This window comes from Janthinobacterium sp. GW821-FHT03C10, from assembly GCF_059420865.1.
Window position 1 is genome coordinate 1,411,908 of the sequence record NZ_JBWKUN010000001.1, and the last position, 21,817, is coordinate 1,433,724.

A 21,817-nucleotide genomic window follows, 5' to 3' on the forward strand; every position below is an offset into this window, starting at 1 on the left:
TGTTCGGGCTATCAGGAGAAAATCTTCGGGCGCTGGTCGACCACGCGGCGGGCCTTGCCCGTCAGCGTGCGTTCGATGCCGGCGGCGGCCACCAGGCGCACGCGCGTGCTCACGCCCACGTGCGTCTTGATGCGGTGTTCCAGCTCGCGCGCCAGGGCGTCCGTTTCGCTGGCCGAGATGGTGGCCGTCAGGTCGATGCGCAGCTCGGCGATGACTTCGAGCTTGTCGAGGTGGCCGTCGCGCGTGACCACCAGCTGGTATTGCGGCGCCAGCTTCGGCATTTTCAAGATCAGCTCTTCGATCTGCGTGGGGAAGACGTTCACGCCGCGGATGATCAGCATGTCGTCCGAGCGGCCCGTGATCTTGCCGATGCGGCGCATCGCCCGCGAGGTCGGCGGCAGCAAGCGGGTCAGGTCGCGCGTGCGGTAGCGGATGATGGGCAGCGCCTCTTTCGACAAGGAGGTAAACACCAGCTCGCCCTCTTCGCCGTCCGGCAGCACTTCGCCCGTTTCCGGGTCGATGATCTCGGGGTAAAAATGGTCTTCCCAGATGACGGGACCGTCCTTGCTCTCGATGCATTCGGACGCCACGCCAGGCCCCATCACTTCGGACAGACCGTAGATGTCGACGGCGTCGATGCCGGCGCGCGCCTCGATTTCCGAACGCATGGCGTCCGTCCACGGCTCGGCGCCGAAGATGCCCACCTTCAGCGACGATTCGGCCGGGTCCAGGCCCTGGCGCGTGAATTCCTCGATGATGTTGAGCATGTACGACGGCGTGACCATGATGATGGACGGCTTGAAATCCTGGATCAGCTGCACCTGCTTTTCCGTCTGGCCGCCGGACATGGGGATGACCGTGCAGCCCAGGCGCTCGGCGCCGTAGTGCGCGCCCAGGCCGCCCGTGAACAGGCCGTAGCCGTAGGAGATATGCACCATGTCGCCCGCGCGTCCGCCGCCGGCGCGGATCGAGCGCGCCACCACGTTGGCCCAGGTATCGATGTCGTTCTGCGTGTAGCCGACCACCGTGGCCTTGCCCGTGGTGCCGCTCGATGCGTGGATGCGCACCACCTGCTCGCGCGGCACGGCGAACAGGCCGAACGGGTAATTATCGCGCAAGACTTTTTTGTCGGTGAACGGGAATTTGGCCAGGTCGGCCAGGGACTTCAGGTCGTCCGGATGCACGCCCGCTGCGTCAAAAGCGGCGCGGTAATGGGGCACGTTGTCATACGCGTGCTTGAGCGTCCATTTCATGCGTTCGAGCTGCAGCGCCTGCAGTTCATCCTTGCTGGCGCGCTCGATCGGCTCGAGGTCATTCGGGGCGGGAATTCGTTGGACCATCATTGTCTCCTAATCGGTTCTTTTACTATGTAATGCTGCAACGGCAGTTCAAGCCTGCTCTTGTACCTTCAATCAATAATGACTTCGCCCGCCACGCGGATCGACTTGCCGCGGAAGAGCGCGATGGCGCGCCCATCCTGGTTGCTGACCTTGACGTCATAGACGCCGCTCTTGCCGGCCAGCGCCTGCTCGACGGCGTGCGCCGTCAGCACGTCGCCCTCGCGGCCCGGCGCCAGGTAATCGATGGTGCAGCCGGCGCCCACGGTGTTCATGTTGTAGCTGTTGCAGGCAAAGGCGAAGGCGCTGTCGGCCAGGGCGAAGATAAAGCCGCCATGGCAGGTCTGATGGCCGTTGAGCATGTCGGCGCGCACCGTCATCGTCATGCGCGCATGGCCGGGGCCCACGTCGGCCAGGGCGATGCCCATGGCGGCGGTGGCGTTATCGCGCGACAACATGGAGGCGGCGGCCGCTTCAGCCAAGGCCTGGGCGGCGTGAAATTGGTCTTCCTTATGCATGAAACGGTACTCCATTGGCGAGTTTGCGGCGCAGCAGCGGCGAGACCCGGTAGCGGTCCTCGCCATAGCCTTGCGCCAGGTGGTGCAGCACGGTCACGATCTGTTGAACGCCCACCGCATCGGCCCAGGCCAGCGGTCCGCGCGGGTAATTGACGCCCTTCTGCATGGCGATATCGACGGCGTCCGCCGTGCACACGCCCTGGTTGACGGCGTCGGCCGCCTCGTTGGCCAGCATGGCGACGGTGCGCATGACGGCCAGGCCAGGCACGTCGTCCAGACGCGTGACGATGAAACCGGCCGCCTGGAACAGGCCGACGACGGCCGCGTAGGCGTCGTCGCTGCACTGGTCGGCACGGGCCACGGCGATGCGCTTTGCACTGGCGTAATCGAGCGCCAGGTCGAACAGCACCGTGTCCGGATGCTGGTTGTCGTGCGCGCGCTGGGTGGCGCTGCGCCCATCGGTCAGATAGATCGCGGCGCCATGGCAATGCAGGGCGGGCGCTTCGTCATGCACCTGGCCTTCCTGCGTCACGCGGCGGCTGACGGTGACGCCCGCCTGCTCCAGCCGCTGCACCAGGCTGCGGATGATGCCGCTGTGGCCACGGCCATCGCCGCCGATGGCGGCCGACAGGGCGACGAATTCCGGGGTCGCTTGCACGCCTTCCGCCTGCGCGACAGGGGCGCTGGCGCCTTCGCCATAAAGGTAGAAGCCGCGGCCCGATTTGCGGCCGAGGAAACCGGCGTTGACCATCTCCTGCTGCAGCACGGACGGCGTGAAGCGCGGGTCGTTGAAGTAGGCGCCGAACACGGATTGCGTGACGGAGAAATTCACGTCATGGCCGATCAGGTCCATCAATTCGAATGGGCCCATGCGGAAACCGCCCGCTTCGCGCAGCACGGCATCGATGGTGGCGGGGTCGCCCGCCTGCTCGTTCAACAGGCGCCAGCCTTCCGCATAGAACGGACGGGCGACGCGGTTGACGATGAAGCCGGGTGTCGATTTCGCATGCACGGGGTTCTTGCCCCAGGCGATCGACGTATCGTAGACGGTGGCGGCGACCTGCTCGCTGGTGGCCAGGCCACTGATCACTTCCACCAGCGCCATCAGGGGCACGGGATTAAAGAAGTGCATGCCGACCAGGCGTTGCGGCCGGCGCAGCTTGGCGGCAATGGCCGTGACGGAGATCGACGAGGTATTCGTCGCCAGGATGCAGTCGTCGCTGACTAACGCTTCGAGTTCGGCGAACAGGCCGCGCTTGACGTCGAGGTTTTCCACGATGGCTTCCACCACCAGGACAGCATCGCTCACATCAGCCAGGCTGCCGGCCGCCTGCAGGCGCGCCGTGGCGGCGGCCGCTTCGTCAACGCTCATGCGGCCCTTTTCGGCCAGCTTCGCATACATCTTGCCGATATCAAGCAAAGCCTTGCTCACCGCTTCCGCGCGCGTGTCGTACAGCTTGACGCGGTAGCCGGCGGCAGCGGCCACCTGCGCGATGCCGGCGCCCATGGCGCCGCTGCCGATAACGGCGACGATACTGTTGTTGTCCAAAGCTGCCATATCAGTGTCCCTTGAATTGCGGTGCGCGCTTTTCCATGAAGGCGGCGACGCCTTCGCGGTAATCGTCGCTGTTACCGAGATCGCTCATCATGCGCGCTTCCAGCGCCAGCTGCTGCGGCAGGGTATTGGCGCCACTGAGAGCCAGCGCCTGCTTGGTATACGCCAGGCCCTTGGTCGGCGCCGTGGAAAAGTGCACGGCCAGCTTGCGCGTTTCCTGCGCCAGTTCGGCGTCATCCACGCATTTCCAGATCAAACCCCAGTCCTCGGCCTTTTCCGCCGTCAGTTTTTCGCCGAGCATGGCCAGGCCCATGGCGCGCGCCGAACCGATCAGCCGTGGCAGGAAGAAGGTGCCGCCCGTGTCCGGGATCAGGCCCAGCTTGCAGAACACTTCGACGAAACTGGCCGACTTGCCGGCGATGACGATGTCGCAGGCCAGCGCCAGGTTGGCGCCCGCGCCGGCGGCCACGCCGTTGACGGCGCAGATCACGGGCATAGGCAAGGCTTTCAAGGCCAGCACCAGCGGCGCATAGTTCTTTTCCACCGATTCGCCCAGGTCCACGCCCTTCGAGCCCGGCTCCACGGCGCGGTCGGACAGATCCTGGCCGGCGCAAAAGCCGCGCCCCGCGCCCGTCAGCACGAAGACGCGCACGGTGCTGTCGGCGTTCACTTGCGCAATCGCGTCACGCACTTCCTCGTGCATGGCCTGGGTAAAGCTATTGAGCTTGTCGGGACGGTTCAGGGTGAGCGTGGCGATGCCCTGCTCGATGGTGAAGAGGATGTTTTGGTAGGTCATGGCGTGTCTCGTATACGTTTATTTTTAACCCGGGGACAAGTAAGGTCGGTTCCTGCGGAATCGTCATTCGCCCCACTGGGCCGAATTACCCTTAAGGTCCGACCCCAGATGTTGTTTGGGGTTTGCGACTATTCAGCTTGGTCGAAATCGACCACCACCTTGTCGGTCAATGGAAAACTCTGGCAGCTGAGGACGAAGCCGCGCGCCACTTCGTAGTCTTCCAGCGCGTAGTTGACGTCCATCTCGACCTTGCCGTCGAGGATCTTGCAGCGGCAGGTCGAGCATACGCCGCCCTTGCACGAGTAGCGCATGTCAAGCCCATGGCGCAGGCCCGCGTCGAGGATGGATTCCTTGTCCTTGTCCATCGTGAAGGTGGTGTGGTTGCCATCCATGACGACGGTCACTTCCGTTTCCTGCACGGTATCCGCGGCCAGCTGGGCGCGCGGCTTGTGGGCGTTTTTCGGGATGCTGGCGGCGAACAGTTCGATCTTGATGTTCTGCTTGGGCATGCCGGCCGCCTGCAGGGCAGCGGACACGCCGAGCATCATGTCTTCCGGGCCGCAAATAAACGCGTTGTCGTAGTCTTCGACCTTGATCCAGTGCTGCAGGAACTGCTCGCATTTTTCCTGCGTGATGCGGCCGTTGAACAGTTCGATGTCCTGCTGTTCGCGGCTCATCACGTAGACGAGGTTCAAACGCTCCAGGTACACATCCTTCAAGTCCGTCAATTCTTCCTTGAAGATGACGGAGGACGAGGCGCGGTTGCCGTAGAACAGGGTGAAGCGGCTCAATGGTTCCGTCAGCAGGGTCGTCTTGATGATGGAGAGGATGGGCGTGATGCCGCTGCCGGCCGCAAACGCCAGGTAGTGCTTGCGGTTGACGCAGTCGAGCGGCACGTTGAAGTGGCCCATGGGCGGCATCACGTCGATGGTGGCGCCGGCTTTCAGGGTGTCGTTCGCCCAGGTGGAAAAGGCGCCGCCTGGCGTGCGCTTGATGGCCACGCGCAGCGTGCCGTCCTGCACCGCCGAACAGATGGAATACGAGCGGCGCACGTCTTCCGCATTGATATGGGCGCGCAGGGTCAGGTGCTGGCCCTGCTGGAAGCGGAACTGCTGCTGCAGCTCGGCGGGCACATCGAACGTGACGGCGATGGTGTCGCGCGTTTCGTTGCGCACGTTCGCTACGCACAGCGGATAAAATTTACTCATGCTTCATCTCCAGTTTCTTCGGAACGTGTGCCTGATTTTTTTAGTGGCACTTGAAGTAGTCAAACGGTTCACGGCAAGCCAGGCATTTGTACAGGGCCTTGCACGGCGTGGAGCCGAACTGGCTGGTCAGCTGCGTATGCGTGGAACCGCAGTTCGGGCAGATCACCTCCAGCTTGGGACCAGCCTGGCGCTTGACTCCACCACGCAAGCCGCTGATATCGATCACCTGCTGCTGCGGCGGGGCGATGCCATAGCCTTTCAGCTTGGCCTTGCCCGCCTCGCTCATCCAGTCCGTGGTCCACGCGGGCGCCAGCTGGTTCACCAGGGTCACCCTGGCCACGCCATGGCTGCGCAAGGCATCGGTGACGGCGTCGGCGATCACCTGCATCGCCGGGCAGCCCGAATATGTGGGCGTGATCGTCACGATGCACGCATCGCCATCCGTGACTTCGACGGCGCGCACGATGCCCAGGTCCACCACCGAGATGACGGGGATTTCCGGGTCCGGCACGTCACCCAGCCAGGCCCAGACCTGGGCCGCGTCCAGTGATGCGCCGGCGGCGTGCATTACCACTCCGCCCCGGGATAGGCGCGCTGCAGGAACTGCATCTCGGCCAGGATAAAACCCAGGTGCTCCGTGTGCGTGCCCTGCTTGCCGCCCTTTTGCATCCACGCGTCGGGCGCCGGCATGACAAGCGTCGCTTCGGCGAAGATCTCGGCCACGTGCTCGAGGAACGCGCGGCGCAGCACGTCCGATGGCGGCGCGATGCCGGCGGCGACCATGGCCTGGTCGACGGCGTCGTACTTGAACATCTCGCCCGTGTACATCCACAGCTTGTCGGCGGCCGCCTGCGTTTTTGCATGGCTGTCCGCCGTGCCGTCGCCGAGGCGCACGATCAGGTCGCCGCTGCGGCGCAGGTGATACGTCACTTCCTTGATCGACTTCTGCGCCACCTCGACGATGCGCGCGTCCGTCGATTTCGTCAGTTCCAGCAGCTGGAAATAGTGCCAGCTGTCGAAGAAGAACTGGCGCATCAGGGTGTCGGCGTAATTGCCGTTCGGCTGTTCGACCAGCAGGCAGTTCTTGAAATCGTGGGCGTCGCGCAAGAAGGCGATGTCGTCCTCGTCGCGGCCCGCGTTTTCCAGTTCGGCCGCATAGCTGAACCACAAACGCGTCTGGCCCAGCAAGTCCAACGACACGTTGGTCAGCGCCATGTCTTCTTCCAGCGCCGGGCCCTTGCCGCACAGCTGCGACAGCTGCTGGCTGAGGATCAGGGCATTGTCGCCCAGGCGCAGGAGGTAATTGACCTTGTCATCCATTGCAGGCGCTCCCATCACAGGTTCTTGACTTCTTCCGGCATCGGGAAGAAGGTGGGATGGCGGTACACCTTGCTGTTCGACGGTTCGAACAGGGCGCCCTTGTCGCCGGGGCTGCTGGCGACGATATCGGCCGCGCGCACCACCCAGATGCTCACGCCTTCATTGCGGCGCGTGTAGACGTCGCGCGCATGGTTGACCGCCATGGTGGCGTCGGAAGCGTGCAGGCTGCCCACATGCTTGTGCGCCAGGCCGTGCTGGCTGCGGATGAAAACTTCCCACAAAGGCCATTCTTTGCTCATGTTGCTATCCCCTATCTGTCTTATGTAATTACGCTGCCGCTTTGTTGGCGGCTTGCTTGTCGGCATAGGCGACCAAGGCATCGCGGAACCATGCACCGTCTTCATACGCTTTCACGCGCGTTTGCAAACGCTCGCGGTTGCACGGGCCATTGCCCTTCAAGACATTGTTGAACTCGGACCAGTCGATCTCGCCGAATTCGTAATGGCCCGTCTCCGCATTGAACTTCAGGTCCGGATCGGGCACGGTCAGGCCCAGGTATTCGATTTGCGGCACGGTCTGGTCGACCATGCGCTGGCGCAATTCGTCGTTCGAGAACAGCTTGATGCGCCATTGCGCCGACTGGGCGCTGTTGACGGAGGCGGCGTCGGACGGGCCGAACATCATCAACGATGGCCACCACCAGCGGTTCAAGGCATCTTGCGCCATGGCTTTCTGTTCGGGCGTGCCCTTGCACAGCGACATCATGATGTCGTAGCCCTGGCGCGCATGGAACGATTCTTCCTTGCAGACGCGGATCATGGCGCGCGCATACGGACCGTAGGAGCAGCGGCACAAGGGAATCTGGTTGATGATGGCGGAGCCGTCGACCAGCCAGCCGATGGCGCCCATGTCGGCCCACGACAGGGTGGGATAGTTAAAGATGCTGGAATATTTGGCTTTGCCCGAGTGCAAGGCGGCCAGCAAATCGTCGCGCGAGACGCCCAGGGTTTCCGCGGCGCTGTACAGGTACAGACCGTGGCCCGCTTCGTCCTGGATCTTCGCCAGCAGGATCGATTTGCGTTTCAGGGTCGGCGCGCGCGTAACCCAGTTACCTTCGGGCAATTGGCCGACGATTTCCGAGTGCGCGTGCTGCGAAATCTGGCGGATCAGGGTCTTGCGGTAGGCGTCCGGCATCCAGTCCTTGGCCTCGATCTTGATGCCTTCGTCGATGCGCGCCTGGAAAGCGCGCTCTTCCTGGCCCATGTCGTCGATGGAGCGGACGTTCTTGAGGCCGGTTTCAACCATTTGTGCGTACATGATGTGTCTCCCATGTCTTTGATTTTGCGCAGCCGCGCGGTGCGATGAACAGATAATACGATACAAAAAACGATTTGCATACACTTGATATGAATCATTTTAAAAAATCGTATCTTATGCCGCTTTTTTGTGCGTATGATATTGCTTATGAGAAAACACCATGGGGCGCTACCCGCGCTTCCGGCAAATTATTGCCGCGCTACCCGCGCAGCCAAGTAAACTGCTGCTTTTATTGAACCGACCGCAACACGGCCAGACCGGAACCACATGAAGAACACCCGCTGCACGGCATGGATAGCCGATTTCCTGGAAAGCGACCCACCGCGCTCGAAGTCTCTGGTGATGACCATCTTCGGCGACGCCATCGTGCCGCGCGGCGGCGCCATCTGGCTGGGCAGCCTGATCGAACTGCTGGCGCCATTCGGCGTCAATGACCGGCTATTGCGCACCAGCGTGTTCCGCCTGGCGCAGGAAGGCTGGCTCAGCTCGCAGCGCGACGGCCGCCGCAGCGCCTATGCGATACGCCCGGAGGCGCTGGCCCGCTTCGAACGCGCCTACCGCCGCATCTATGCGCCGCTGGTCGTGCATTGGGATGGCAGCTGGACTCTGGTGATCGGGCCGGCCGGCAGCATCGGCGCCGCCGAACGGGGCGCGCTGCGCAAGGAATTATTGTGGGCGGGCTATGGCTTGATCTCGCCCGGCATCTTTGGCCACCCGGCCAGCAATGCGGAGGCGCTGGAAGATATTCTCGTGCGCAACGAGGTGCAGGGCAAGCTGTATGTCTGCCACACAACAGAGTTGCCCGGTGTCAGCACGCGTCCCCTGCGCGACATGGTGGGCGACTGCTGGGACTTGTCGGAAGTGATGGCCGGCTACGAAAAATTCATCGCCAGCTTCCAGCCGCTGCTGACCCTGCTGCAGGAAGAACCCGTGTTCGATGCCGAGCAGGCCTTCGTCATCCGCTCGCTGCTGACGCACGCCTACCGCCGCGTGCAGTTGCACGACCCGCAACTGCCCGTCGAACTGCTGCCCGAACCGTGGCCCGGCACGCAAGCCTATGCGCTGGCGCGCGACCTGTACCGCATCACGTACGCTCCTGCAGAGGAACACATCCTGGCCACCCTGCGTCGCGAGGATGAGCACGCGCCGGACGTGGAGCCGTGGTTTTACGAACGCTTCGGCGGACTGAACACCTGATAAAACGTCCATGGCGGTGTTGCAGGGCCTGGGCGTACGTTCGTACTGCCTGCGGCCCTGCGCCTTGCCCTGGCCATTTTTCAGGTGTTCAGGAATAAGAACACCTATCAAAACCTACTGCGCGTCGGTATTTGCGGCCTGCGATGCTCACTGTACCTTCGTACAGTTGCGCTTCTCAACCACAACTCCCTTCCGCTCGCTACGGTTTTGTTAGGTGTTGTAAGTCACCGCCTGCTCACTGTTTTGCCACCACCTGCTTGGCCCCCGCCAACAAATCCTGCCCCAGCTTTTCCAGCGCATTGGCCTGCACCAGCATGGTGTCGAGGATGGCCACATTGAAGGTGAATTCGGCCGGCGTCGTGTAGCCAGGGAAACGTATGATGCGCAGCAATTCCTGCAAGGTCGTACCCTTGCCCAGGTGCGCCAGCGCGTCGCTGAGGGCGCTGATTTTCTTTTCCAGTTCGCGTATGTGTTTACCGTTGTCGTCCATGATGATCTCCCCATATCGGAGCTTCCACGTTAGCAAAGCATGTCCGTCATCGTTTGCGCCAGCACAAAGGCCACCGCAAAACAGGTATCATCGCGCCATTGCACACGATGCAAAACCCATACGTTTTTATCAGGAACACTCATGACCATTAAAATCAGCCAGCAATTCGACGCCGGCGCGATCGAGGTGCTGCGCGCCGACGATGCCCACTCCATCGAGCTGAACATCCGCAAGGATTCCCACGCCGACATCACGCAGTGGTTTTACTTCCGCCTGCAAGGCGCGCAAGGCGAGGCGTGCACGATCCGCTTCATGAACGCAGGCAAGTCGGCCTACCCGGACGGCTGGAAAGATTACCAGGCCGTGGCCAGCTACGACCGCGAAACCTGGTTCCGCGTACCCACCAGCTTTGACGGCACGGTGATGACCATCGAACACACGCCCGAGGAAGAAAGCGTCTACTACGCCTATTTCGAGCCGTACCCATGGGACCGCCACCTGGCCCTGATCGACAGCGCGCAAGCGTCGCCGCTGGTGCGCTTGATCGACCTGGGCAGCACGGTGGAAGGCCGCGACATGAATCTGCTGGTCGTCGGCGACGCCGATGCCGAGAAAAAAGTCTGGGTCATCGCGCGCCAGCATCCGGGCGAGACGATGGCCGAATGGTTTGTCGAAGGCATGCTCGAAGCCTTGCTGGACCAGGCCAATCCGTTTGCCCGCCAGTGCCTGCAGGACGCCGTCTTCTACGTGGTGCCGAACATGAACCCGGACGGTTCCGTGCATGGCAACCTGCGCACCAACGCGGCCGGCGCCAACCTGAACCGCGAGTGGATGACGCCGACCATGGAGCGCAGCCCGGAAGTGTTCCTGGTGAAACAGAAAATGCATGAAATCGGTTGCGACCTGTTCCTCGACGTGCATGGCGACGAAGGCTTGCCCTACGTCTTCGTGGCCGGCAGCGATGCGCTGGAAAACTTTACGCCAGCCCAGAAGGCGGAACAAGACCGCTTCATCGCCGACTTCAAGGTGGCCAGCCCCGACTTCCAGGATGAGCACGGCTACGAAGACGGTCCGTTCACGCCGGAAGTGCTGACCATGGGTTCGCCCCACATCACGCACGCCTTCGGCTGCCTGTCGCTGACCCTGGAACTGCCGTTCAAGGACAACGCCAACGATCCCGACCCGCAAACGGGCTGGAGCGGCGCCCGCAGCGCTGCCCTGGGCGCGGCCGTGCTGCAGCCTATCCTGTCCACCTTGCGCGCCTGAGCGCCTGGGCCGAAGCGGCCCGCTTGATCCCATGCCCCGCTCGCCGGGGCATTTTTTTTGACCGCACGACAAGCGTTGCTGGCCGAGCAGATTTTTTTCCTAACATCTTGCCTGCCAGAAATTATCGTCCTACACTAAGCAACAGAATCGGGCCACGCCACGCTGCGCTGCCCCGCAAGAATATCTCGCCGGGCGGGTCGCCATGACTTCCCGGCCAGCAGCAATACGCATCCACGGCCCTGTCCCTGCCGAATTAGCTTTCTGTAACGCAAACTGACCGCATCAGCATCGTCTTGAATGGACACCGCCTGTCCGCGGGACGATTCCCAGCGCACGCTTTCCGCTTTTCGCCGAGGATGAATGATCTATGTCTAAGCTTAAAATCAGTACCCGTTTGACCTTCAGTTTCGGCCTGATCATTGTCCTGCTTGCCATGGTGGCATTTGTTTCCGTCAGCCGCATCCGCAACATCAATGCATCGACGGAAAAAATTCTCAACGACCGCTATGTCAAGGTCATGTTGTCGAATACGATACAGTCCGAGGTCAATATCCAGGCCCGCCTGCTGAGCATCGCCATCATCGGCGCCAACGATGCCGACGAAGTCAGCAGTTCTGTGGCCAAGATTCAGGCCTCGATCAAAAAGAACCTGGAACTGCTGGCGCGCCTGAAAACCATGGTCAATACGCCCAAGGGCCAGGAACTGCTCCAGGCCGTGATGACCAGCCGCGAAAGCTATGCCAGGACGCGCGATGCGAACATCAAGCTACTACAAGAAGGCAAATCGGAAACGGCGGGCATCTTCCTGTTGACGCAGCTGCGCTATCCCCAAGAAAAATTCTTGACTGCACTGGCGGCCATGACCGGCTTCCAGGAATCGCTGATGGAAAGCGAAGGCAAGCAAGCCGCGGCCGATGGGCGCATGGCCATCATCCTGACCTTGTCCCTGTCCATCGCGGCGACGGCCATTGCCATCGCGCTGGCCGTCCTGATCAGCCGCTCCATCAGCCGGCCCATCGCCGAAGCCGTCACAGTGGCGCAACGGGTGGCGGCCGGCGACCTGTCGGGCACCATCGACGCGCGCGGCACCGATGAAACGGGCCAGCTGCTGCGCGCCCTGAAAGACATGAACGACAATCTGCAAGGCATCGTGGCGCGCGTGCGCCATGGCACGGACGCTATCGCCCACGGCTCGCGCGAAATCGCCTCCGGCAATATGGACCTGTCTTCGCGCACGGAACAGCAAGCCAGCTCACTGGAAGAAACGGCATCGTCGATGGAAGAACTGACGTCGACCGTCAAGCAGAATGGCGAAAACGCGCGCCAGGCCAACCAGATGGCGCAATCGGCCTCCAGCGTGGCCAGCAAGGGCGGCCAGGTGGTGGCGGAAGTGATCACGACCATGGACTCCATCAATGCCTCGTCGAAGAAAATCGTCGACATCATCGGCGTCATCGACGGCATTGCCTTCCAGACCAATATCCTGGCCCTGAATGCGGCCGTGGAAGCGGCCAGGGCGGGCGAACAGGGACGGGGCTTTGCCGTGGTGGCCACGGAAGTGCGCAACCTGGCCCACCGCTCCGCCTCCGCCGCCAAGGAAATCAAGATCCTCATCGACGATTCCGTGCACCAGGTCAATCTCGGCAGCAATCTGGTGAACCAGGCGGGCAGCACCATGGAAGAGATCGTCAGCAGCGTGCGACGCGTTACGGACATCATGGCCGAGATCACGTCCGCCAGCAACGAGCAGGAAGCAGGGATCGAACAGATCAACCAGGCCATCACGGAAATGGATGCCGTGACCCAGCAAAATGCCGCGCTCGTGGAAGAAGCAGCCGCCGCGTCCGAAGCGCTGCAGGAGCAAGCGGGCATCCTGGCCGAGGCCGTCAGCGTGTTCAAGCTCGACGGCACGCAGGCGCTGCCAGCCGCCGCGCCAGCAGCGCGGCCGGCGCCAAAGCCAGCGCCACAGGCCGCAGCCGCCAGGGCGGTCCCGCCCCGTCTCGTCGCCAACGCTCCCGCCAGCCGCAAGAGCGCCGCGCCCGCCATGGCGGCGGAAGGCGAGTGGGAACAATACTGACCTCACCGGGCAGCAGCCAGCCGCCCGTGCCGCCGTCCAGCGCGGCGGGAGCGGCGCGCCGCCATGGCGCAGCGCAGCATCGCTAATCGTTGCCACGCCGGCCATTGCTGCCTATACTGGGCGCAGCATTGTTCGTCCCTTCCCTTGCCGATAAGCTCCTACCTATGACCATCAAAGACCAGCCACGCGCTGCGGCGCGATTTTCACCGACCCGATTTGCACACGTGTGCATATTCTTGTTTGCTGGCTTGTACGGCATGCCAGGCACGGCGGCCGAACTCAGCCCCGCCGCACAGCTGGGGCGGCGCATCTTCCACGATGCCAGCCTGTCCGCCTCGGGCAAGCAGTCGTGTGCCAGTTGCCATGACCCGGCCCACGCTTACGCACCCGGCAACCAGCTGGCCGTGCAACTGGGGGGCGCCGATGGCCAGGCGCACGGTTACCGCGCCACGCCATCGCTGCGCTACCTGGAACACAATCCGCCCTTCCGCTTGGATGAGGAAGGCGCGCCCAACGGCGGCATCAACTGGGACGGCCGCGCCGCCAGCCTGGCGGAACAGGCGGAACGGCCTTTCCTGGCAGCGCACGAAATGGCCAATGCCAGCACGGATGAAGTGGTGGAACGGCTGCGCAATGGCAGTTACGCGCAAGCATTTCGGCACGTCTTTGGCGCCGCCATCTTTACGCAACCGCAACAGGCATTCCGCCGCATCACGTATGCCTTGCAGCAATTCCAGCAGGAAGAGCCGGACTTCCACCGCTACGATTCCAAATATGACCTCTACCTGGCCAACAAGGTTCCGCTGGAGCTGGCGGAATTGCGTGGCCTGGCCCTGTTCAACGATGAACGCAAGGGCAATTGCGCCGCTTGCCACCCCAGCGTGCGGGGCGAACATGGCGCGCCGCCCTTGTTTACAGACTTCAGTTTCGACAATCTGGGCGTGCCGCGCAATACGCGCATTCCCGCCACGGCCGACCCCGCGTATTTCGACCTGGGCTTGTGCGGCCCGGACCGCACGGACCTGGCAACAAAAACCGAGCTATGCGGCGCCTTCAAGGTGCCCAGCCTGCGCAATGTGGCCACGCGCCAGGTGTTTTTCCATAACGGCGTGTTCGACAACCTGACGGATGCCCTGCGTTTCTACGTGCGGCGCGATACGCATCCGCAAGAATGGTATCCGCGCGACAAGCGGGGAAAAGTGCAGAAATTCAATGACGTACCGGCCAGGTACCGCGCCAACGTCAACGTCAGCGAAGCGCCGTTCGACCGCAGGCGCGGCATGGCGCCCGCACTGACGGCGGGCGAGATCGAGGATATGGTGAAGTTTTTAGCCACCTTGACGGATGGCTATCAAGTCCTGCAGTAAGACATGGGGGGTTCCAGCGCCGGAACGCCCCCTGGCAACTAGCCGCGCGCCACCTTGCGCAGGGCATTGACCAGCCGGTCCAGATGCGACTCGGGCGTAAAGATGCCCGGCGTGACGCGCACGCACGCGCCGCTGGCCAGACCGTCGCGCGGCACGGCAAAGATGCCGTGTTCCTGCACCAGCTTTTTCGACAGGGCATAACTGTCTGCCGCGCTGCTCCTGCCTTTTAAGCGGAACGAAGCGATGGCACTCGTCAGGCGCGGGTCGCTCGATGCCAGCACCTCGATGCCGTCGATGCCGCGCGCCGCCTCCACCCAGCGGTTGCGCAGCAATCGCAGCCGCGCCTGCTTGTTGGCCACGCCGATCTGCGCATGCAAGTCCAGCGCCGCCGGCAAGCTCAGGTAGGCGGCGAAATTGAGCGTGCCCGTGTGCACGCGGGTGCGGATATCGTCGCCCGCCTTTTCTCCCAGGTAGGGGTCGATATCGGCCACCCGGCCCCGCTTGATGTAGGCGGCCCCCACGCCGACGGGCGCGCCTATCCATTTGTGCAGGTTGATACCGGCAAAGTCCGCCTGCAGGTCGGGGATCGTCATGTCCAGCTGGCCAAAGCCGTGCGCCGTGTCGACGATCACATCGATGCCGCGCGCGCGCGCCAGGCGGCTGATCTCGGCCACGGGCAAGACCATGCCGTTACGGTGATTGACATGCGTGAGCAGCATCAATTTCAGCTTCGGCTGACGTTCCATGGCGGCAACATAGGCAGCAACAACATTGTCATACGTAAATGGTTCCGGGATCGCAATGGACACCACCTGGGTGCCGCGCCGCTGCTGCAGCCAGCGCGTGACGGTGATCATATTGTCGTAATCGATGTCCGCGTACAGCACCGCATCACCCGGCTGCAAGCGGTTGTAGCCGGCGATCAGGACTTGCAGCGCTTCCGTGGCGCCCCGTGTCAGCACGATTTCATCGACACCCACGCCGAGCGCCCTGGCCGCCGCCGCGCGGGCCGCCTCGAAGTCGGCGGGAAAACGCATGCGCGCATACCAGGCGTTGTCGCGGTTGACCATGGCCAGTTGCTGCTCGTAATGACGCAGCACGGGCCTGGCCATCGAGCCCCAGTAGGCGTTGTCGAGTTGCACGATAGCATCGGTGGTGTCGTACTGCGCGGCCACGGCTTGCCAGTAAGCCTGGTTGCTGGCCAGCGCTTCCGGCGTGGTGCCGGCCGGTACTGCTGGCAATGGCGGCAAGGCAGGAGGCAAGGCGGCGGACGCCGCCGCAGCCGATCCTGCGCCCGCCGTCAAGGGCAGCGCCGCCGCCAGCGAACCGGCGCGCAACAAGGCGCGGCGTTGTGGATTCATATTCACATTACCCCCTTAGAACGTCACTTTGTACTCGACGTACAGCTTGCGCCCGTCCGTGTCGTACGGCGCATTGCGCGAATAGATCAGACCGCGGCTGGCCTGGAAGGTTGCCTCATCGGGATATTTGTCCATTACGTTGTCGATACCCACGCGCACGGATTGCTTGTCGCTGATCTTGTAGCTGGCCGCCAGGTCGAGAAATTGCATGGCGCCAAAGCGCTGGAAGATATCGCCCGTGGCGTTGCCGGAATTGTCCGTCCACGCGCCGTAATAGCGTACGCGTGCCAGGGCACTCCAGTTGCCCAGGTCATAGTTGCCGCTGATGGTGGCTTTCTGGCGCGGCAGGCGCTCTTCGAACACCTGGCGCTGGGCTGCATTGGTCACCAGGCTGGACTTGCCGCCGTCGACCTTGGTGGTGTTGTAGTTGTAGGCCAGGGTCAGGTTCAGCTTGCCGTCGCCGATACGGCTCAGGTGGCTGGCCACGATATCGATGCCGCGCGTGGTGGTGTCGAAGTCGTTCGTGAAATAGCTGACGGAGGTGTAGCGCAGCGGGTTGGCCACGCCAGCGGGCACGGCAAACGCGGCGGACGTGCTGAAGCGGTCGCTGACCTTGATGTCATACACGTCGACGGAACCGGAAAAACCGGCCGGCGTCTTCCAGGTAAAACCCAGCGACAGGTTCTTCGATTTCTCCGGCTTCAGCGCCTGCGCACCGAGCAGGATGGCCAGCGGGTCGCTATTGGCCAGGCGGCCACTGGTAAACAACAGCAGGGTCTTGGTGTCGAGGCCCTGGTTGGTGCTGTTGGTGTTCGACTGGCCCGGCGTTGGCGCGCGGAAACCCGTCGAGTAGGAACCACGCAGGGCCAGACCTTCGCTCAAGGCGTAGCGGGCCGACAGCTTGCCGTTGACGGTGCTGCCGAATTCCGAGAAATGTTCGTAGCGGGCCGCGCCGCCCAGGCTCAGGGCCTTGCTGACGGGCACTTCCACGTCCAGGTAGGCCGCATAGCTGTCCTGGCCCCAGCTGCCCGACTGGCGGCCGCTGAAACCGGGTGCGCCGTTGGCATTCGCATCCAGGCCGATGGCCGCGCCCGGCCCTACCGTCCAGGACGCTACATCGCCCGCCTTCACGCCGTACGTTTCATTGCGCGCTTCCGCGCCAAACGCGATATTGACGGGTTGCGGCAACGATGCCATGGGCAGTTCATAGTTGAAGTTGGCGTTGAGAATCTTTTCCGCCTGCGATAACTGGCCCAGGTAGAACGACGTCGGGCTGGCCGGCCCCATCGAGGCGTTGATGGAATTGGCCAGCTTGTAATCGATGCGGTTGCGGCCATAGGAAGCGCTCACATCCCAGCCCAAGCGGTCGTTGAAGTGACCGCGCACACCGGCCACCAGCTGCACATCATCCTGCTCGTTCGAATAGCTGGGGCTGAAACCGAGCGGATATACACTGCGCAAGTCCCAGCCGGGGAACAGGCTGCTGGTCTTATACGCGCCCGTGCTGGTATCGGGATTTCTCCAATTAAAATCCGAGGTACCGTCGCTGCGGCTGAACAGGCCGAAACCGTACAGTTCCGCCGTGTCGGACAGGGCCATGCCGGCATTGAAGCCGAGGCGCTTGCTGTCGAGTTCAGGCTGGCCCCAGCGCTGCACGGGGTTGGGCACCTTCAGTTCCGGATGCGCTTGCTGGAAAGCAATGGCGTCGGCCCGCTGGCGCGTGCGCGAAGTGGGGTCGGACTTGGCCAGGGCGCCAAAAATCGTCGCCTTGCCCGTCTCGCCAAAGGCAAAGCCCGTCTTCAGGTTGAGCTCATTGCCCTTGCCGTCGCCTTCCGAGTATTGCGAATGGTGCACGGAGATTTCCGTGCCGACCGTGTCTTCGAGAATGATGTTGATCACACCCGCGATCGCGTCGGAGCCGTACTGGGCCGAAGCGCCGTCGCGCAGCACCTCGATGCGCTTGATGGCGGACACGGGAATCTGCGCCAGGTCCGGCGCCTGCGCACCGCGCGCACCCAGCAGGGCGCTGCGGTGGAAACGCTTGCCATTGACCAGCACCAGGGTCTGGTCCGGCGACAGGCCGCGCAAGGTAGCCGGGCGCACGAAGACTTGCCCATCGGCCATCGGCAAGCGCTGCACCACATACGAGGGAACCAATTGCGCCAGGACATCATTCAAGTCCGACGATTCGACGGCGCCGATATCGCTGCGGTTGAATACATCGACGGGCGCCATGGTGTCGAACTGGGTTCGGTTGCTGCCGCGCGTGCCGGTGACGATCACGGCTTGCGGTGCATCAAGGGTATCGCTGGCAGCAACGGGCGCGGCGGGCGCATCGCCATGGGCATGCGCCTGGCTGGCGAAGACAGCGCTCATGGCGCACAACAGGGCCGCCGCGCGGGCGATGCGGGTACGGGAACAGGTCATGGGGAGGGTTCACTATGCAGGTTGGATCAACAACGACGCGTCACAGCAAGACTCGTATCTTGCATGAAATATCACGAAGTTCGGCTTACTTACATTAAAAGCATCTAAATTACGCAGATAACGTCAGATGGCGCCATCATACGAAGCGAATATTTCCGCCGTATGACGCGCTGATCACTATTGGAGGAGCGAGACCTGCACGCTGGCCGACACGCAGCACATGCACGTATTGCGCCGGCCGCCGGCATCATTCATCCAGCACGGCTTTTCTCGCCAGGCAGCCATGTTTTGATTCGAGCGTAAGAAAAACATGGCGCCGGCAATGAAAGGGCAAATGGGGGACCATCGATACAATTCGATAGATTTCCTACAATCAACACTCCCTATAATGCGGCGGCGCAACGACACGCATTCTTGTCGCTATATTAGGTTGTAAAGATGAAGAAACAGAGCATATTGTGCGCGATCGTCAGCTTGCTCGCCGCTTGCGGAGGCGGCGGAGGCGGTGGCGGGAATGGCAGCAGTCCGGATCCTAAACCGGTGGTTCCACCGACACCGGTGCTGGCATCCATCAATGCCGCTGATGCATTGAATAAATTCCTGGGAAGCGACCTGACCATCTCGAATCTGGCATCCAACGATGGCAGCCTGGGGACGGCGACCTTAATCGTGAGCCAGGAATCTGGACAGTCTGCGCCATTCATTACCAATGGAGTATCGCAACAAGCAACATCCGTCAAAGTCATTTCACTGCTACGTAGCAATGCCAGTGGCAAGCTGCAATACCGAAATAGTTGGAAATTGCATCTGGATACGAATATGCAACCCATCGGCATGGCGATCGGGTATGCCGATGCCGGCTACAAGGCATGCATGTCCGTCACAGGCCGTAATGTGTTGCCCACCCTCAGCAATTCATCCGGAACGTATTTTTCGGGTGTGCAAACGTCGACTTATGTCCAAGGCTTCAAATCGGGCAAATACGCGAATTACTGCGACCCAAGCGGCACGACGACCAGCAACGTGGAATGGTCGATTGCAGCAGGTTCGCCAAGTCCATATTTCTGCCTAACAATGCCTGATAGCCTGTACACGGCCAAAACGAGAATGTGCATTCCAGTCGATGCGGCTGGTACGCAGAACAATTCCGTGTGGATTCGACTCTTCAACCCGGATGGCAGTTCCGCTATCGATTACAAGAACACGGCCCTGAATAAGCCACTGGAACAGCCGGCCACCGCCGTCGATGCCAACAACTATTGGTATGGCGCCGTCTGGCGTCCTCAGGACGGCTATATCTACCAGCGCTACCAGGATACCAAATTTGCATCTGAGCAAGCATGCAGGGACCAGACGACGATCAACTGGAAAGCGACCTGGGACGCCTCGAATATTTCTTGGACATGCGTCAACGTCAAATCAACGTAAGAAGGTAATGCGGTACCACCCCAGCCAACCGGCAGCTATGCCGCAGGCTGGGGTGGTACCGGGCAGATTTAACCGCCGGCCACCACCATGCTCTCGATGAGGATGGAACCCGTCTCTTTGGTGCCGCGGCGCAGGGTGTCGGCGCCCACGGCGACGATGTGGCGCAGCATGTCCTTCATGTTGCCGGCAATCGTGATTTCTTCCACCGGATACTGGATCACGCCGTTTTCCACCCAGAAACCGGAGGCGCCGCGCGAATAGTCGCCCGTCACGTAATTGGTTCCTTGCCCCATCAGCTCCGTCACCAGCAAGCCCGTGCCCAGCTTTTTCAGCATGGCGCTGAAATCGTCGCTGGCGGCCGTCAGGCTCGAGGTCAGGTACAGATTGTGCGAGCCGCCCGCATTGCCCGTCGTCTGCATGCCCAGCTTGCGGGCCGTATAGGTCGACAGGAAATAGCCTTGCACCACGCCATCCTTGACGACGTCGCGGCTGACAGTCTTGACGCCTTCTTCGTCGAACGGCGCGGAACCGACGCCGCCGATCACGTGCGGGTCTTCGAAGATCTGCACGTGCGACGGCAGCACTTGCGTGCCCAGGGAATCGTTCAGGAAAGTGGATTTGCGGTACAGGGCGCCGCCCGAGGTCGCTTGCACATAGGTACCGAGCAAACCGGCCGCCAGCGGCGCCTCGAACAGCACGGGACAGGTGCGCGTGCCCAGCTTGCGCGCGTTCAGGCGCGACAGGGCGCGCTCGGCGGCGTAGCGGCCGATGGCTTCCGGGCTCGACATCTTGGCGGCGTCGCGCACGGACGAATACCAGTCGTCGCGCTGCATCTTGGCGCCCCTGCCGGCGATGGGCGCCACGGACAGCGTATGGCGTGAAAACGGGTAGCCGCCGATGAAGCCACGCGAATTGGCGGACACAAAGTGCGATTGCTGCACGTGCACGCTGGCGCCCTCGCTGTTCGTGATGCGCGGATCGACGGCAAACGCGGCCGCCTCGGCCCGCTGGGCCAGTGCGACGGCTTCCTCGGCGGAAATGAGCCACGGATAAAACAGCTGCAAATCGCGGGGAGACATTTCCAGCATGTCGGCGTCGGCCAGCCCCGCGCAATCGTCCTCGGCCGTGAAGCGGGCGATGTTGTAGGCGGCGTCCACCGTGGCGCGCAGGGCGGACGGCGAAAAGTCGGAGGTGCTGGCATTGCCGCGTTTCTTGCCGACAAACACGGTCACGCCCATGCCCTTGTCCTTGTTTTGCTCGATCGTCTCGATCTTGCCTTTTCGTACAGAAACGGACAGGCCGCCGCCTTCGCTGACCTCGACGGCAGCGTCGGTGCCGCCCGCTTCCCGCACAAAAGACAACACATCACGGGCCAGTTGCTGCAATTGCTCTTGACTATGGGTAAATACGGAGTCGTTCATGCGCTGTTTTCTTCGGAAAGCCGCTAAAAAGGTTATCATAGCAGTCGTTTACAGTTTACAGGTGCGGCCTACGCGGCCAATCCCGCCTTATCATGCCAAATCCAAACCGGGGAGCTTGCGGCTTCCAATCCACCGAATTCGAACAGGAATATGAACGTCCATCGAAATCGGAACTCAAGCGCCAGATGACCGTCCTGCAAAAGCTGGGCGAAGAACTCGTCAATGAGGCACGTGACCGCGTCAAGCGCGTCCCGATGCCGGAAGACGTGCGCGACGCCATTCTCGAATGCCAGCAAATCAAGGATCACGAAGGCCGCCGCCGCCAGCTGCAATACGTGGGCAAGAAAATGCGCACCCTGGATGAAGAAGAAGTTGCCGCCATCCAACGCACCATCGATAGCTGGAAAGGCTTGTCGAAAGCCGACACGGCCAATATGCACGCGATGGAACGCCGCCGCGACAAGCTGTTGACGGATGACAAGGCGCTGACCGTCTTGCTGTCGGAAAACCCGGAACTGGACGTGCAACACCTGCGCACCCTGATCCGCAATGCCCGCAAGGAGCAAGCCGAGAACAAGCCGCCGAAAGCCTACCGCGAAATCTTCCAGATCTTGAAAGAGATCGCCAAGAAGAACAACAGCGGCAAGAAAGATGCCGATGAAGATGGCGTCGAGCCAGAAGAAGACGAATAAGCAACTGGGTCTGACCCCGAAAGTAGCTAAAAACCGGGAT

Annotated in this window: 19 protein-coding genes; 6 read left to right on the top strand and 13 right to left on the bottom strand. The window is 62.1% G+C overall.

Annotated elements, in window-relative coordinates; translation table 11 throughout:
- Positions 1-11: 11 nt before the first annotated feature.
- From paaK to paaA, 9 genes are all read right to left on the bottom strand, one after another.
- Entirely contained in the window at positions 12-1,340 is a 1,329-nt protein-coding gene (gene paaK, locus AC07VH_RS05980) for a phenylacetate--CoA ligase PaaK (RefSeq protein WP_475416601.1), read from the bottom strand.
- Positions 1,341-1,408: 68 nt separating this feature from the next.
- A complete protein-coding gene (paaI, locus tag AC07VH_RS05985) occupies positions 1,409-1,855 on the bottom strand; it encodes a hydroxyphenylacetyl-CoA thioesterase PaaI (protein ID WP_494788308.1) in 447 nt (148 codons plus the stop codon).
- Positions 1,848-3,413 carry a 3-hydroxyacyl-CoA dehydrogenase PaaH gene (gene paaH, locus AC07VH_RS05990; protein WP_494788307.1) on the bottom strand — a complete coding sequence of 522 codons (1,566 nt, stop codon included), beginning with the start codon at positions 3,411-3,413 and terminating at the stop codon, positions 1,848-1,850. The genes paaI and paaH overlap by 8 nt, the downstream gene beginning before the upstream one ends.
- A 1-nt stretch (position 3,414) precedes the next feature.
- Entirely contained in the window at positions 3,415-4,206 is a 792-nt protein-coding gene (paaG, locus tag AC07VH_RS05995; protein WP_475416555.1) for a 2-(1,2-epoxy-1,2-dihydrophenyl)acetyl-CoA isomerase PaaG, read from the bottom strand.
- Between the two features lie 128 nt (positions 4,207-4,334).
- Positions 4,335-5,414: a 1,2-phenylacetyl-CoA epoxidase subunit PaaE gene (gene paaE, locus AC07VH_RS06000; RefSeq protein ID WP_475416556.1), complete on the bottom strand. Its 1,080-nt coding sequence runs from the start codon at positions 5,412-5,414 to the stop codon at positions 4,335-4,337.
- A gap of 40 nt (positions 5,415-5,454) precedes the next feature.
- Complete coding sequence (gene paaD, locus AC07VH_RS06005; protein WP_494788306.1) at positions 5,455-5,982, bottom strand: 1,2-phenylacetyl-CoA epoxidase subunit PaaD; 528 nt, start codon at positions 5,980-5,982, stop codon at positions 5,455-5,457.
- Entirely contained in the window at positions 5,982-6,734 is a 753-nt protein-coding gene (gene paaC / locus AC07VH_RS06010; protein WP_494788328.1) for a 1,2-phenylacetyl-CoA epoxidase subunit PaaC, read from the bottom strand. Before paaC ends, paaD begins: the two co-directional genes overlap by 1 nt.
- A gap of 14 nt (positions 6,735-6,748) precedes the next feature.
- Positions 6,749-7,033: a 1,2-phenylacetyl-CoA epoxidase subunit PaaB gene (gene paaB / locus AC07VH_RS06015; protein WP_034746356.1), complete on the bottom strand. Its 285-nt coding sequence runs from the start codon at positions 7,031-7,033 to the stop codon at positions 6,749-6,751.
- Positions 7,034-7,061: 28 nt separating this feature from the next.
- Complete coding sequence (paaA, locus tag AC07VH_RS06020) at positions 7,062-8,051, bottom strand: 1,2-phenylacetyl-CoA epoxidase subunit PaaA (protein WP_070224238.1); 990 nt, start codon at positions 8,049-8,051, stop codon at positions 7,062-7,064.
- Positions 8,052-8,318: 267 nt separating this feature from the next.
- On the opposite strand from paaA, the gene paaX reads away from it, so the two are divergent.
- Positions 8,319-9,248: a phenylacetic acid degradation operon negative regulatory protein PaaX gene (paaX, locus tag AC07VH_RS06025; RefSeq protein WP_070224237.1), complete on the top strand. Its 930-nt coding sequence runs from the start codon at positions 8,319-8,321 to the stop codon at positions 9,246-9,248.
- Between the two features lie 235 nt (positions 9,249-9,483).
- Here paaX and AC07VH_RS06030 read toward each other — a convergent pair whose 3' ends face one another.
- On the bottom strand, positions 9,484-9,738 hold the full coding sequence (locus tag AC07VH_RS06030; RefSeq protein WP_077408596.1) for a hypothetical protein: 255 nt from the start codon (positions 9,736-9,738) through the stop codon (positions 9,484-9,486).
- A gap of 141 nt (positions 9,739-9,879) precedes the next feature.
- On the opposite strand from AC07VH_RS06030, the gene AC07VH_RS06035 reads away from it, so the two are divergent.
- The 3 genes from AC07VH_RS06035 to AC07VH_RS06045 all read left to right on the top strand — a co-directional run bounded on the left by AC07VH_RS06035 (position 9,880) and on the right by AC07VH_RS06045 (position 14,448).
- On the top strand, positions 9,880-11,004 hold the full coding sequence (locus tag AC07VH_RS06035) for a M14 family metallopeptidase (RefSeq protein WP_035822333.1): 1,125 nt from the start codon (positions 9,880-9,882) through the stop codon (positions 11,002-11,004).
- A 367-nt stretch (positions 11,005-11,371) separates the two neighbouring features.
- Entirely contained in the window at positions 11,372-13,081 is a 1,710-nt protein-coding gene (locus AC07VH_RS06040; RefSeq protein ID WP_494788305.1) for a methyl-accepting chemotaxis protein, read from the top strand.
- 236 nt (positions 13,082-13,317) lie between these two features.
- A complete protein-coding gene (locus AC07VH_RS06045; protein WP_494788304.1) occupies positions 13,318-14,448 on the top strand; it encodes a cytochrome-c peroxidase in 1,131 nt (376 codons plus the stop codon).
- 38 nt (positions 14,449-14,486) lie between these two features.
- On the opposite strand, the gene AC07VH_RS06050 is transcribed toward AC07VH_RS06045, so the two are convergent.
- Both AC07VH_RS06050 and AC07VH_RS06055 read right to left on the bottom strand, forming a co-directional pair.
- On the bottom strand, positions 14,487-15,809 hold the full coding sequence (locus AC07VH_RS06050) for an aminotransferase class V-fold PLP-dependent enzyme (protein ID WP_494788303.1): 1,323 nt from the start codon (positions 15,807-15,809) through the stop codon (positions 14,487-14,489).
- 15 nt (positions 15,810-15,824) lie between these two features.
- Positions 15,825-18,236, bottom strand: coding sequence for a TonB-dependent receptor plug domain-containing protein (locus tag AC07VH_RS06055; protein ID WP_494788302.1), 2,412 nt, complete (start codon positions 18,234-18,236; stop codon positions 15,825-15,827).
- A gap of 438 nt (positions 18,237-18,674) precedes the next feature.
- On the opposite strand from AC07VH_RS06055, the gene AC07VH_RS06060 reads away from it, so the two are divergent.
- A complete protein-coding gene (locus AC07VH_RS06060) occupies positions 18,675-19,664 on the top strand; it encodes a hypothetical protein (protein WP_230517095.1) in 990 nt (329 codons plus the stop codon).
- 68 nt (positions 19,665-19,732) lie between these two features.
- Here AC07VH_RS06060 and pmbA read toward each other — a convergent pair whose 3' ends face one another.
- A complete protein-coding gene (gene pmbA, locus AC07VH_RS06065) occupies positions 19,733-21,085 on the bottom strand; it encodes a metalloprotease PmbA (RefSeq protein ID WP_494788301.1) in 1,353 nt (450 codons plus the stop codon).
- Positions 21,086-21,177: 92 nt separating this feature from the next.
- On the opposite strand from pmbA, the gene yjgA reads away from it, so the two are divergent.
- Positions 21,178-21,777 carry a ribosome biogenesis factor YjgA gene (yjgA, locus tag AC07VH_RS06070; protein ID WP_131373528.1) on the top strand — a complete coding sequence of 200 codons (600 nt, stop codon included), beginning with the start codon at positions 21,178-21,180 and terminating at the stop codon, positions 21,775-21,777.
- Positions 21,778-21,817 lie beyond the last annotated feature (40 nt).